This window comes from Devosia elaeis, from assembly GCF_001650025.1.
Taxonomy (GTDB): Bacteria; Pseudomonadota; Alphaproteobacteria; order Rhizobiales; family Devosiaceae; genus Devosia; species Devosia elaeis.
The window spans coordinates 17,653-29,322 of sequence record NZ_LVVY01000124.1 but is presented as its reverse complement, the minus strand read 5'-3'; the positions used below and the strand labels follow the sequence as shown (position 1 = coordinate 29,322).

The following is an 11,670-nucleotide window of genomic DNA, read 5'->3' as shown; positions in this document are numbered from 1 at the left end:
ACCGCCTGAATCCGGACCCGTGGGAAAATCCGGTTTCGTAACAGGCGGCCTTTGGCTCGTTTCTAAAAGTTCGGATGGGCCAAAGGCCGCCTGTTACCGTATCAGCGCAAGCCGCAAGGCCGGGCGCTTATCCCCGCTGGTGGCACCCGCGCTAGAATGCCTCGACATCACAAATACGAGGCAAGCATGATACCCTATCCCCCACTCGGCCCCCGCGCCCTCGCCAGCTATCAGCGGCTGCGCCTGGAAATCGACGCCCTCAAAAACGTGCTGGATCAGCGCAAGCCCTCGGGCAATATGGGCCTTCCCACCGTCAGGGCGCTCGAAAGCGTGCGCCACCGGGCCAACAAGCTCTTCTGCCGCCATGCCGATCTGCCCTGGTTTCCCTGGCTCACCGAGCCGACGCTGAGCCAGGCCGATTTCGTCATTCTCGTCGCCCGCCTCGCCGCGGGCCTGCGCCAGTTCGAGGCGCTCCATGCCGATCAGCTCGCGCCCTGGCCGGACGAGGACGACGATTTCGACGATGCGCCCGCCCCGCGCCGGGACGACGGCCTGCCCTCGCCTCATCTCTAGCGGCGGAGGCACCGCGCCTTGAACCCGCCACGAGGCGCGCGCATTGAAGGGGAAACCATTGCGGAGGCCCCCATGCGCGCCCTCATCCCCCTGGCTCTCGCGGCCCTTGCCCTTGGCGGCGCCGTCGCGCCCGCCCATGCCCTTACCGTCACCGCCCGCGTCTCGGGCGGCTCCATTCCCGTCCATACCGGGCCCGGCGACCGCTTCCCGGTCATCGGCTATGTCGGCGAGGGCACGGAAATCCCGGTCGATCGCTGCACCCAGACCGACAGCGACAGCAATCGCGGCAGCTGGATCGGCGATGCCGGCCACACGCTCTGGCCCGCCAATGCCAAAACCTTCTGCCGCATTCCCGATTATGGCTGGGTGGCCAGAAGCCAGATCGTCGGCCGCGGCCTCGTCAACGTCACCCCGCCCGATTTTGCGGGGCGCGGCTGGTGAGGCTCTTCACCTCTCCCTTGGGGGAGAGGTCGGCCGCAGGCCGGGTGAGGGGGCCTTCCGGCAGGCTGGTTGCCAAGGCCCCCTCACCCGCCGCGCAAGCGCGTCGACCTCTCCCCCAAGGGAGAGGTCAGACCCAGCCGCCCAGCTCTCGCCGCACCATGGCTTCGATATAGTCCATGCCGGGCGTCGAGGCGTTGAGGCAGGGAATATAGGCGAACTTCTCCCCGCCCGCCGCCATGAAGCTGTCCTTGCCGCCCATGGCGATCTCTTCCAGCGTCTCGATGCAATCGGCGGAAAAGGCGGGAGCCAGGATCGCCACCTTCTTGACGCCCTTGCCCGGCAGGGCTTCCAGCGTCTTGTCGGTATAGGGCTGCAGCCATTCGGTCGGACCGAACCGGCTCTGGAAGGTGACGAGGAGTTTTTCCTCCGGCCAGCCCAGGTAATCGCGCAGCAGCCGCGTGGTCTTGTGGCATTGGCAATAATAGGGGTCGCCCTTCTTGAGGTAGTCCACCGGCATGCCGTGATAGGAGGTGATCACCACGTCGGGCTCGAAATCGAGCTTGGCGATACCCTCGCGGATCGAATTGCCCAGCGTCTCGATATAGTGCGGATCGTCGAAATAGGCCGGCGCCGTGCGCACCGCCGGCTGCCAGCGCATCGTCCGCAGCGCGTCGAACGCCTTGTCATTGGCCGTCGCCGTGGTGGTCGCCGAATATTGCGGATAAAGCGGCACCAGCAGGATGCGCTGGCACCCGGCGGCCTGCATTTTCTCCAGCACCGAACGGGTGGAGGGATTGCCGTAGCGCATGGCGAATTCGACCATGATGTCCTCGCCCCGCAGCCGCTCTGCTAAACTCTGGGTCTGTTCGCGGGTGATGACGCGCAGGGGGCTTTCGTTCTTTTCCTTGTCCCAGATCTGCGCATAGGCATGCCCGCTCTTCTGCGGCCGGAACGAGAGGATGACGAAATTGAGAATCGGCCACCAGATCAGCTTGTTGGTCTCGATGACGCGCGGATCGGACAGGAATTCCTTGAGATAGCGGCGCACGCTCCAGTAATCGGTCCCGTCGGGGGTTCCCAGATTGAGCAGCAGCACACCCACTTTCTGCTGGGGCAGGACGGGATGGTTCGGCGGAAAATGTTCGGACATGGGGCCCAGATTGGAAGCGTTCCAGAATTTTGGCGCACCTTAACCACTTCCGCCCTCTTCGCAAGGCGGCGATGGGTCGCGCTCCGCTTCGATCCGGATCAGCGACGGAGCCATGCTTCAAAACGGCGCCTCGGTTTGACCTCGATCTTTCCGCCCCCGTCACCACCCGGTTTATCCGGGTGGTCCATGCGATGCCGCAAGCAAGCTGGATTGCCGGGACAAGCCCGGCAATGACGCGGACGGAATACGGCCGGGAATGGCCAAGGGGCCCAGCCCTTGTCCCCCTAAAGACTCGCGATCAGCAGCAGCACGCCGAAAGCCAGCACCGAGACTGCGCCCAGCAATTCGGCCCACCACAGGACATGACCGGCAATGGCGCTGTCGGCCCCGCCGATCCGCCCTGCCAGCCCTTTGGCCAGCACCGCCAGGCTCGCCAGCGCCGCCACGGTGATCGCCGTGCCCAGGCTCATCAGCAGCACCGAAACGATCCCCGCTGCCAGCAGCCCCTGCGACAAGGCGAAGACCAGCACCACCAGCGCCCCCGAGCAGGGCCGCAGCCCCACCGCCAGGATGACGCCCAATTGCTCCCGCCAATCGCCCTTTATGTCCGCCGGCCCCACCGCATGATGCATGTGCTCATGCGTGTCGTGGTGATGCTCATGGCCGTGGTGATCGTGGTCGTGGTGCCCATGATGATGGTGCCCCCAGCCGAACACCTTGCGCAGCACCAGCCACAGCCCGAGCAGCGCCACAAGCCCATAGGAGATGACGCCCACCCAATGCGCCGCCTCGCCCAGGGCCGTGCTGGTCAGGTTCAATATGCCCGCCAGCACCAGCACGAAGCCGATGGCCACCACGCCCTGCATCAGGGCGGAAACCCCGCTCAGCGCGATGCCCTGCCGCAATTGCCGTTCATTGGCCAGCATATAGGAGGAAATCACCACCTTGCCGTGCCCCGGCCCGGCGGCGTGGAACACCCCATAGAGGAAGCTCAGCCCGCCCAGCACCCAGAAGGCGTTCCAGTCGCTGCGCAGGGCGTCCAGCGCATTGGTCATCGCGGCATAGAAATCGCGCTGCTGGTTCTGCAGCCAGCCGAAAAATCCGGTCCGGGGCAGGTTCAGCCCCACTTCGGGCGGCGGCCCGCCGAAGGGGACCGATGGCCGTGCCTCCGCCACCTGGTTCACCGCCTCGATCGCGGTCGCCGGCGGCGGCGCTTCCCCGCAGGACAGCACGACCATGCCCTGCGTGCCGCGCATCGCCGCCGCCAGGTCCGGCGGCAATTCCAGCACTTCGGGACCCAGCGCATAGAGCCGCGCCTCGACATCGGGCGCCATGGGCTTTGGCGGCTCGAGATGAACCGCGCAATCCTCGACGCCGTTGATCAGGGTGACGTCGGAAACGTCGTCGAAGGCGATGGCCACGTAATATTCGGCGTCATAGACGCCCAGCTCGAAATGATTGCCCGCCGCCTGCGGCGTCACCGCATCGATGGTGAAATCCAGCGTCACGCGATTGTCCTCGTAGCGCATGCGCTGGTCGCCGGCCGCAGTGAAATCCATGCCGTCGCCGGCCACCGTATAGAAGCCGAAATCGGCCAGGCCGAGCATGTTCTCGTCGGCCAGCTCCTGCATTTCCTCGGACGACACGATGCCGTCATTATTGGTATCCAGCCCCTGCACCATCCACACCGAAAAGGCGGTGTCGAAGGTCCAGCTATGATGCAGGGCCGTCACGCGCCCGGCATCGTCCAGCGTGATGTCCACCGCTGCGTCGATGAAGATATGCGGATGCGCCAGCGCCGGCTGGCTCATCCCGGCCAGCACCAATGCCATTGCCGCGAAACCGTTTCGCAAGCCGGAAAAACCCAAAGCCGATTGCCCCTATGTGATCGGATGGATGGCGAACCACTCCACCAGATGGTCGATCAGCGCCCTGACCTTGCCCGCCAGGTGCCGCCGGTGCGGATAGACCGCTTGCAGCGTCTGCCCGGTCGGCAGGAAGGCGCCCAGCACCGGAACGAGCTCGCCCCGCCCCACTGCCGGGTCGGCCAGATAGGACGGCAACATGACGAAACCGAGGCCCGCAATCGCTGCCTGCCGCGCCGCCAGCGGCGAATTGACCCGCACCGGCCCGCTCACCGGCACCGATACGGTCTTGCCGTCCTCGGAGAAGCGCCAGTTGGACTGCCCCTGCAGATTGACGTCGATGATGCAGGGCAGGTGCCGCAAATCCTCGGGATGCTTGGGGTCGCCCACGCGCTTCAGCAGCTCCGGCGAAGCGCCCGCCACCACATGCATGTCGGCGATCTTGCGGGCGATCAGCGAGGAATCGGCCAGCGTCGAAATGCGCAGCGCCACGTCGATCCCCTCGTCCACGAGGTCGACATAGCGATCCTCCAGCCTGAGATCGAGCGACACCTTCGGATATGTCTTGAGATACTCGAAAATCGCCGGCGCCAGCGTGGATTCGCCGAAATTGCGCGGCGCGGACACGCGCAGCAGGCCGCGCGGCTCGCTGGTCTGGTCGCTGATCGTGGCGTCGAGGTCGTCGAGCTGCTGCAACAGCGCCGAAGCTTCGCGGTAATAGGCCTCGCCCGCCTCGGTGAGGCTGAGTTTTCGCGTCGTGCGGTTCATCAGCCGCACGCCCAGGTAATCCTCCAGGTCGGTGACATATTTGCTGAGCAACGCCTTGGAGCGACCATGTTCGCGCGCCGCCGCCGAAAACCCGCCCGCGTCGAAGACCTGGACGAAGGCGCGGATGCGGGCAATGTCCTGACTCATCTCAATCCGTTCACGAAACCATGGTCAATCAACGCATAACTCATCTGCATGGAGTGAACAATAACGCCCCTTGGCCATTCGATGATTAACGATAGGATGGGATGCCCAATCGACGCAGCCTCGGAGTTCGGACTATTTTCGCGCCTATGTCCAAGCCCTCGTCCCGTTCAGCGCTTTACCGGCTTATCGAAGCCGGCCAATTGGCGCACAAGGCCGTGCTGGTCCCGCTGATCGAGAAAGGTCTCGAGCCGGGAGACGATGCCGTGCTGTTCGTGCTCGGCCGCGCCGGCACCACCGAAACGGCTTTGGCCGAGGAACTGGGCCTGACCGCCGACATGCTCGCCACCCGCATCGAGCGGCTGGCCGCCCGCGACCTCATCACCCGCCAGGCCGTCGGCCCGGAACTGGAGCCCGGCATCGCCCTCACCGAACGCGGCCTGCGCATCCGCAACAGCCTCGCCGATCACTGGGCCCTGCTCGAGGAAGCCCTGATGGGCGAACTCAAGCCCAAGCACCGCAAGCGCCTCGCCGAAACACTCGGCCGCTTCGTCGCCCTGCTGCGGCTTTAGCGCATTCACTCACCGACTGAAACGGTTCTCGCCCTCACTCATTTTGCCGTCATTGCCGGGCCACCCTCGGGCTTGACCCGAGGGCCCGGCAATCCATCTTGCGGAGGCGAGGAGGGCATGGACCACCGGGACAAGCCCGAGGGTGACGATGGTGGAGTTACGTAGGCCCGCTCCAGCCACCGAACGGGCCCCTCGGAACCGCCTCTCCCCCCAATCCGTTTCTGCCTTAACATATCGTTCAGGTTAGGTTCATGCGCGATCCTGTTGATTAGGGACCAAGGCACGAACGCCAGAATGTTTTGAAAGGAGCCCCTCATGGCCCTCAACAGGAAACTGCTCACCACCGGGCTGGCCACGCTCGGCATCTTGGTCTCGACGGTAGCGGCTTTCGCTGCCCCTGCTGTCGCCACCGGCAATGTCAATGTCCGCACCGGGCCGGGTACGGGCTACGGCGTCATCGATACGCTGCGCCGCGGCGAACAGGTCGATGTCCAATATTGCCGCGGCTCCTGGTGCTATGTCGAAAAGCGCGGCCCCGATGGCTGGGTCTCGGCCAATTACCTGAATTATGGCCGTCCGGGCTGGGATGATGGCTGGAACCGTCCGCCTCCGCCGCCCCCGCACTGGAACCCGCCCCCGCGTCCGCAGCCGCCGCACTGGAACCCGCGGCCCCCGCGTCCGCCCCATTGGAACCCGCGCCCCCCGCGTCCGCAGCCCATCTACCCGGCCCCCGGCCATGGTAGCGTCTGCTTCAACGGTCCCAACGGCTATTTCTGCGTCGGCAACTAAGCCCCGCCAATAGATCCCGCGACGCCGCCCGCAAGGGCGGCGTTGCTCATTCCACCAGCAGCCGCTCGATATCCACGCCCCGCCGTTCCAGCGGCGCCCGCATCAGGCGATTGAGAAATTCATTGGTGCCATAGGCCACGATGGCGCCGATCGCCGCCGTCGCACCGAAACCGGCCCAGCCTTCCTGCGCCGCCAGCACCGAAGCGGCAACCAGCGTCGCCGCGCCGATTCCGAGCAATATCCAGCCCTTCTTCTGCTCCGCCGCCCGCAGGTTGCGCGCGCCCGAATGCAGGAGGTCGCGCAATTCGGTGTCGCTCATCGCCGCGAGGTCCGGATTGCGCCGCTCGCGGCGGATGGTCTCGATATAGGCATCGACCCGCCGCATGGTCAGCGCTTCGCGCCTGTCGGTGCGCTTGCCCCGGTTCATCATCGTCCAGCCGCCACCGACCAGCAGCAGGACCAGCGCGAGTTCGATCAGCCAGATCATGGGGCACCTCCTGTTCCGCCCCACACATGCCCCCTGCCCGCCGCGACTTCAACCCGCCGCGCTCGTCTCATTCGTGGCCCGGCACGGCCTCCTCCTTGACCACCTTCACCTTGCGCGTCCGCTCGCGCCACATCACCACCAGCCCCGCCGCCACGATCACCGATGCGCCGAGCAGCGAAATGGCGTCGATCCAGTGGCCGAACACCACGATGGAGAGAATGATCGCCCAGGGCAGCGAGAAATAATTGAACGGCTGCAATACGCTGGCCGGCGCCATGGTGAGGGCGTAGACCATCACCCCATGCCCCGCGCAGGTCGTGGCCATGATCACCACCACCAGCGCGAAATCGCCCCATGCCATCGGCTCCCAGAAAAATACCCCGACGCAGGACGACAGAACCAGCCCGACAAGAGCGATATAGGTCAGGCTGGTGGCCGCACTGTCCACGCTGCTCACCTTGCGGGTGATGACGATGTAGATGGCGTAAAAGGCCGCGGAAGCCAGCGCATAGGCCACGCCCCAATCGAGCGGGATGCCGCCCGGCCGCATGATGATCAGCGCGCCCAGAAAGCCCGCCCCCACCGCCGCGAAGCGGAACACGCCTACCTTCTCGCCCAGGATGGGAATGGCGAACAGCGTCACCAGCAGCGGATAGACGATGACGATGGCCTGCAATTCCCCCAGCGGCACCGTCTGCAAGGCCAGCGCGAAAAACCAGATATCGGCGATCAGCAGCACCCCGCGCAGCACCTGCCAGCCCGGCGCCCGCGACACCAGCGCCTGCCGCAGCGGCGCCTGGCGTGCCACCATGAACAGCGCGAAGGCGGCAAAGCCCCAATAGCGCATCATGGTGATGAGGAAGGGCGAATAGGTCTGCACCAGCATCTTGGAGACGGCATCCTGGATGCCGAAGACGATGATGGTGACAAGCGTAAGAAGAATGGCCCGCCCGATCTGATCGGAAGGCAGGCTATTGGCGGGCACAGTCATAGGGAGGCGAACTCGAACTGAAGACGCCCCGCGGCCAGGGCCGCGGAACGCCGTGTGGAATTGGTGGTCAGGCCTTTGCGGTGGCCGACTTGATCAGGCCGGCAATGGCGGTCAGGAGGCCGCCGCCGACCAGGCCGGTAACGCCTTGTCCGGCCAGGGCGCCGAGATCGAGCCCACCCGTGGCGCCCGCCGCTCCTGCGGCAGCGCCGACCAGGCCGTCAAGTCCGGGGATCATGCCGGCGAGCCAGGTGCCGGCCAGGCCGCCGATGGCGCCGACGACCGAATTGCCGGCCGTCCCCAGATTGAGCTGCTTGGCCAATTGGCCGATCACATTGCCACCAGCCCCGCCCGCAACAAGCTGAACCAGGATAGAAACGATTACTTCCATAGTCACGCCCTCCTCTTCATGTCGCTGAGTCGTTCACTCTGCGATACAAGAGGAGGCTACGCCCCTTTTTTGTAAGGGCAAAGAAAAACCTGCTGCCATTTCCTGTCAGCGCCGCGCTCTACCCGCCGCCTGTGCCGTTCCCCGGCGATTGAAGAAGCCCTTTGTCCGGCCTATGGTCCGCCCGATGCCAAAAAGCAAGATTCCAGCTCCGAATCAGACCGGATCGGTCGCCCTGGTCACCGGCGCCGGCGACCGCATCGGCGCGGCCATCGCCTTTGCCCTGGCCATGGAAGGCCATGCCGTCATCATCCATTATCGCTCCGACGCCGACGGCGCCCGGGCCTTGCGCGCCCGCATCCGCGCCGAAGGCGGTCGCGCCGAGATCGTCAAGGCCGATCTCGGCAAGCGCACCCAGCGCCAGACGCTCATCGCCCGCGCCGCTGAACCGTTCGGCCCGCTGACCGTGCTCGTCAACAATGCCTCGATCTTCGAGCCGGACAGCGCCGCCGATATTGACGAAAAGCTCTGGGATGCCCATTTCGCCATTCATGCCGAAGCGCCCGTCTTCCTGGCCCGCGATTTCGCCGCCCAGCTGCCGGACGGCGTCGAGGGCAATATCGTCAACATGATCGATGAGCGTGTGCTCCATCCGACGCCCGCCTTCTTCAGCTATTACCTGTCCAAATCCGTGCTCTGGACCGCCACCCGGACCCTGGCGCAATCCCTGGCCCCCGCCATTCGGGTAAATGCCATCGGCCCCGGCCCGGTCCTGCCCAATGCGCGCCAGAGCCAGGCCGAGTTCGATGCCTCGGTCCAGGCCCTGCCGCTCCAGCGCCATGCCGGCCCCGAGGCCATTGCCCGCGGCATTCTCGCCATTCTGTCCATGCCGTCCTATACCGGGCAGATGCTGGCGCTGGATGGCGGCGAGCATCTCGAATTTCCGCCACGAAGCGGCCCGACGCCCCGACTATGACCGAAACAGCCCCGCCTCCGAAATCCGGCCCGGACGTGATCCGTGCCTTTGTCCGCACCCTGCCCGCGGCGCCCGGCGTCTATCGCATGCTCGATGCCGAGGGCGAGGTCATGTATGTGGGCAAGGCCCGCAACCTCAAGGCGCGCGTCACCAATTACACCCGCCCCGACGGGCTCGAACTGCGCCTCCAGCGCATGATCGCCTCGACCGTCAGCATGGAATTCGTCCGCACCGAGACGGAATCCGAGGCGCTGCTGCTCGAAGCCAACATGATCAAGCGCCTGAAGCCGCGCTTCAACGTGCTGCTGCGGGACGACAAGAGCTTTCCCTATATTCTCATCGCCACCGATCACGAGGCCCCCGAACTGACCAAGCATCGCGGCACCCGCCGCCGCCCCGGTCACTATTTCGGCCCCTTCGCCTCGGCCACCGCCGTCGGCCGCACCATTGCCAGCCTGCAAAAGGCCTTCCTGCTCCGCAATTGCTCGGACAGCTTCTACGCCGCGCGCACCAGGCCGTGCCTGCAATACCAGATCAAGCGCTGCGCCGGCCCCTGCACCCGCGAAATCAGCCTCGAGGCCTATGGCGAGCTGGTTGAGGACGCCCGGCAATTCCTCTCCGGCAAGTCGCGCAGCGTCCAGGAACATCTGCAGGCCGATATGAACAAGGCCGCCGAAGACCTCGATTTCGAGCGCGCCGCCCTGATCCGCGACCGCCTCTCGGCCCTTGCCCTGATCCAGTCGCAGGGCGACGCCACCGCCCGCTCCGTCGAGGAGGCCGACGTCTTCGCCATCCACCACGAAGGCGGCCAGTTCTGCGTGCAGGTCTTCTTCTTCCGCGCCTATCAGAACTGGGGCAATTACCCCTATCGCCCACGCGCCGACGCCAGTCTAACCGACGCCGAAGTGCTCGAAGCCTTTATCGGCCAGTTCTACGAAAACCGGACCCCCGCCCGTCTCGTCCTCATCAGCCACGAGCTCAGCGAGCACGCCCTGATGGAGGAGGCCCTCTCCACCCGCGCCGGCCGCCGCGTCTATATCGAGCAGCCCAAACGCGGCGAGAAGCGCGATCTGGTCAATCACGCCCTCAACAATGCCCGCGAGGCCCTGGGCCGCCAACTCGCTGAAGGCGCTTCCAACCGCACCTTGCTCGAAGGCGTCGCCGAAACCTTCGGCCTCGAGGAAATCCCTCGCCGCATCGAGGTCTACGACAATTCCCACATCTCGGGCACCAATATGGTCGGCGCCATGGTCGTGGCCGGCGAGGAAGGCTTTTCCAAGAAGCACTACCGCACCTTCAACATCAAATCCGACATCTCCGCCGGCGACGATTTCGGCATGATGCGCGAAGTGCTGACCCGCCGCTTTGCCCGTCTCGCCGCCGAAAGCGAGACCGATGCCGAGGACGACAATACCGGCATGCCCGATTGGCCCGACGTGGTGTTCATCGATGGCGGCGCCGGCCAGCTCAATGCGGTGCGGGAGGTGATTGCCGGGCTCAACCTGCCGCGCGAGGTCACCTTTATCGGCATCGCCAAGGGCGAGGAGCGCGATGCCGGCCGCGAGAAATTCTTCATGGAGGGCCGCGACGCCTTCATGCTGCCCCACCGCGATCCCGTCCTCTACTACGTCCAGCGCCTGCGCGACGAAGCCCACCGCTTCGCCATCGGCACCCACCGCGCCCGCCGCAAGAAGGACGTGGTGAAGAACCCGCTCGACGAAATCGAAGGCATCGGCCCCACGCGCAAGCGCGCCCTGCTCAACCATTTCGGCTCCGCCAAGGCCGTCTCCCGCGCCTCCCTGGCCGATCTCGAAGCCGTGCCCACCATTTCGAGAGCCATGGCGCAGCTCATCTACGACCATTTCAATCGGACCTGAACCGCCCCGCCCTTCCCCTCTCCCCTTGCGGGAGAGGGACAGATTTTCTGCATTCAGCAGAAAATCAGGGTGAGGGGTTCTCTCCCCCGCGACAAATCGAAGGTCTTTCGTCATTGCCCCGCTTGTCCGGGCAATCCATCTCCCCCAAGCATGGTTCACCGGGACAAGCCCGGTGATGACGTCCAAAAATGCGGGCGCAGGACGTATCCGTCGAAATCCCACCCTCCCGTTCGTCGCTCTCACGCCCAACCACGGAGATCCCGATGAAATTCCTCACCATGGTCAAGACGCTCAATCCCGAGAGCGCCACCAATCCGCCGCCCGCGCTCATGGCCGCCATCGTCCAGCTCGGCATGGAGGCCGGCGCCCGCATGACCGAGACCGGCGGCATGGCGCTGGCCGGCACCGTAACGACCCGCAAGGGCCAGATGGTCACCGACGGCCCCTATGCCGAAGCCAAGGAACAGGTCGGCGGCTACGCTATCTACGAACTCGACACCGAGGCCGAGATCGTCACCTGGACCCAGCGCTTCGTGGATTTGCATCGCCGCCACTGGCCGGAATGGGATGGTGAAGTCACCATCCTGCACCTGCAGCAATTCAACATGGCGGGCCCGCAATAATCCGCCCGCTTTCATGAGGCCCAGAATCG

13 protein-coding genes are annotated in these 11,670 nt (G+C 65.3%); 7 read left to right on the top strand and 6 right to left on the bottom strand.

Going from position 1 to position 11,670, the window contains the following annotated elements; all coding sequences use genetic code 11:
* The first annotated feature begins 186 nt into the window (after positions 1-186).
* Positions 187-573: a hypothetical protein gene (locus A3840_RS16485; protein WP_067459387.1), complete on the top strand. Its 387-nt coding sequence runs from the start codon at positions 187-189 to the stop codon at positions 571-573.
* 72 nt (positions 574-645) lie between these two features.
* Positions 646-1,014 (top strand): SH3 domain-containing protein, encoded by a 369-nt coding sequence (locus tag A3840_RS16480; protein WP_067459384.1) that lies wholly within the window; start codon positions 646-648, stop codon positions 1,012-1,014.
* Between the two features lie 127 nt (positions 1,015-1,141).
* Here A3840_RS16480 and hemH read toward each other — a convergent pair whose 3' ends face one another.
* The 3 genes from hemH to A3840_RS16465 all read right to left on the bottom strand — a co-directional run bounded on the left by hemH (position 1,142) and on the right by A3840_RS16465 (position 4,944).
* Positions 1,142-2,164, bottom strand: a complete 1,023-nt coding sequence (gene hemH / locus A3840_RS16475; RefSeq protein ID WP_067459381.1) for a ferrochelatase — start codon at positions 2,162-2,164, stop codon at positions 1,142-1,144.
* Between the two features lie 284 nt (positions 2,165-2,448).
* A complete protein-coding gene (locus tag A3840_RS19175) occupies positions 2,449-3,996 on the bottom strand; it encodes a HoxN/HupN/NixA family nickel/cobalt transporter (RefSeq protein ID WP_082903975.1) in 1,548 nt (515 codons plus the stop codon).
* A 48-nt stretch (positions 3,997-4,044) separates the two neighbouring features.
* A complete protein-coding gene (locus A3840_RS16465) occupies positions 4,045-4,944 on the bottom strand; it encodes a LysR family transcriptional regulator (protein WP_067459378.1) in 900 nt (299 codons plus the stop codon).
* A 146-nt stretch (positions 4,945-5,090) separates the two neighbouring features.
* Between A3840_RS16465 and A3840_RS16460 the strand changes: the two genes are divergently transcribed.
* Both A3840_RS16460 and A3840_RS16455 read left to right on the top strand, forming a co-directional pair.
* The gene (locus A3840_RS16460; RefSeq protein ID WP_067459375.1) at positions 5,091-5,513 is read left to right on the top strand and encodes a MarR family winged helix-turn-helix transcriptional regulator; all 423 of its coding nucleotides are present in this window, start codon (positions 5,091-5,093) and stop codon (positions 5,511-5,513) included.
* Between the two features lie 315 nt (positions 5,514-5,828).
* On the top strand, positions 5,829-6,302 hold the full coding sequence (locus tag A3840_RS16455) for an SH3 domain-containing protein (protein ID WP_067459372.1): 474 nt from the start codon (positions 5,829-5,831) through the stop codon (positions 6,300-6,302).
* Positions 6,303-6,348: 46 nt separating this feature from the next.
* Here the strand turns inward: A3840_RS16455 and A3840_RS16450 are convergent, their stop codons facing one another.
* The 3 genes from A3840_RS16450 to A3840_RS16440 all read right to left on the bottom strand — a co-directional run bounded on the left by A3840_RS16450 (position 6,349) and on the right by A3840_RS16440 (position 8,168).
* Positions 6,349-6,789 (bottom strand): hypothetical protein, encoded by a 441-nt coding sequence (locus tag A3840_RS16450; RefSeq protein ID WP_067459368.1) that lies wholly within the window; start codon positions 6,787-6,789, stop codon positions 6,349-6,351.
* A 67-nt stretch (positions 6,790-6,856) separates the two neighbouring features.
* Complete coding sequence (locus A3840_RS16445; protein ID WP_067459364.1) at positions 6,857-7,780, bottom strand: DMT family transporter; 924 nt, start codon at positions 7,778-7,780, stop codon at positions 6,857-6,859.
* A gap of 67 nt (positions 7,781-7,847) precedes the next feature.
* Entirely contained in the window at positions 7,848-8,168 is a 321-nt protein-coding gene (locus tag A3840_RS16440) for a hypothetical protein (RefSeq protein ID WP_067459361.1), read from the bottom strand.
* A gap of 184 nt (positions 8,169-8,352) precedes the next feature.
* Between A3840_RS16440 and A3840_RS16435 the strand changes: the two genes are divergently transcribed.
* The 3 genes from A3840_RS16435 to A3840_RS16425 all read left to right on the top strand — a co-directional run bounded on the left by A3840_RS16435 (position 8,353) and on the right by A3840_RS16425 (position 11,641).
* The gene (locus A3840_RS16435; RefSeq protein ID WP_067459399.1) at positions 8,353-9,141 is read left to right on the top strand and encodes an SDR family oxidoreductase; all 789 of its coding nucleotides are present in this window, start codon (positions 8,353-8,355) and stop codon (positions 9,139-9,141) included.
* Complete coding sequence (gene uvrC, locus A3840_RS16430; RefSeq protein WP_067459358.1) at positions 9,138-11,018, top strand: excinuclease ABC subunit UvrC; 1,881 nt, start codon at positions 9,138-9,140, stop codon at positions 11,016-11,018. Before A3840_RS16435 ends, uvrC begins: the two co-directional genes overlap by 4 nt.
* A gap of 263 nt (positions 11,019-11,281) precedes the next feature.
* Complete coding sequence (locus A3840_RS16425) at positions 11,282-11,641, top strand: YciI family protein (protein WP_067459355.1); 360 nt, start codon at positions 11,282-11,284, stop codon at positions 11,639-11,641.
* The last annotated feature ends 29 nt before the right edge of the window (positions 11,642-11,670 follow it).

Bases quoted from the DNA above. Each gene is read 5' to 3' on its own strand.
- A3840_RS16485 (WP_067459387.1), top strand. From the start codon at position 187: ATGATACCCTATCCCCCACTCGGCCCCCGCGCCCTCGCCAGCTATCAG.
- A3840_RS16480 (WP_067459384.1), top strand. From the start codon at position 646: ATGCGCGCCCTCATCCCCCTGGCTCTCGCGGCCCTTGCCCTTGGCGGC.
- hemH (WP_067459381.1), bottom strand. From the start codon at position 2,164: ATGTCCGAACATTTTCCGCCGAACCATCCCGTCCTGCCCCAGCAGAAA.
- A3840_RS19175 (WP_082903975.1), bottom strand. From the start codon at position 3,996: ATGGCATTGGTGCTGGCCGGGATGAGCCAGCCGGCGCTGGCGCATCCG.
- A3840_RS16465 (WP_067459378.1), bottom strand. From the start codon at position 4,944: ATGAGTCAGGACATTGCCCGCATCCGCGCCTTCGTCCAGGTCTTCGAC.
- A3840_RS16460 (WP_067459375.1), top strand. From the start codon at position 5,091: ATGTCCAAGCCCTCGTCCCGTTCAGCGCTTTACCGGCTTATCGAAGCC.
- A3840_RS16455 (WP_067459372.1), top strand. From the start codon at position 5,829: ATGGCCCTCAACAGGAAACTGCTCACCACCGGGCTGGCCACGCTCGGC.
- A3840_RS16450 (WP_067459368.1), bottom strand. From the start codon at position 6,789: ATGATCTGGCTGATCGAACTCGCGCTGGTCCTGCTGCTGGTCGGTGGC.
- A3840_RS16445 (WP_067459364.1), bottom strand. From the start codon at position 7,780: ATGACTGTGCCCGCCAATAGCCTGCCTTCCGATCAGATCGGGCGGGCC.
- A3840_RS16440 (WP_067459361.1), bottom strand. From the start codon at position 8,168: ATGGAAGTAATCGTTTCTATCCTGGTTCAGCTTGTTGCGGGCGGGGCT.
- A3840_RS16435 (WP_067459399.1), top strand. From the start codon at position 8,353: ATGCCAAAAAGCAAGATTCCAGCTCCGAATCAGACCGGATCGGTCGCC.
- uvrC (WP_067459358.1), top strand. From the start codon at position 9,138: ATGACCGAAACAGCCCCGCCTCCGAAATCCGGCCCGGACGTGATCCGT.
- A3840_RS16425 (WP_067459355.1), top strand. From the start codon at position 11,282: ATGAAATTCCTCACCATGGTCAAGACGCTCAATCCCGAGAGCGCCACC.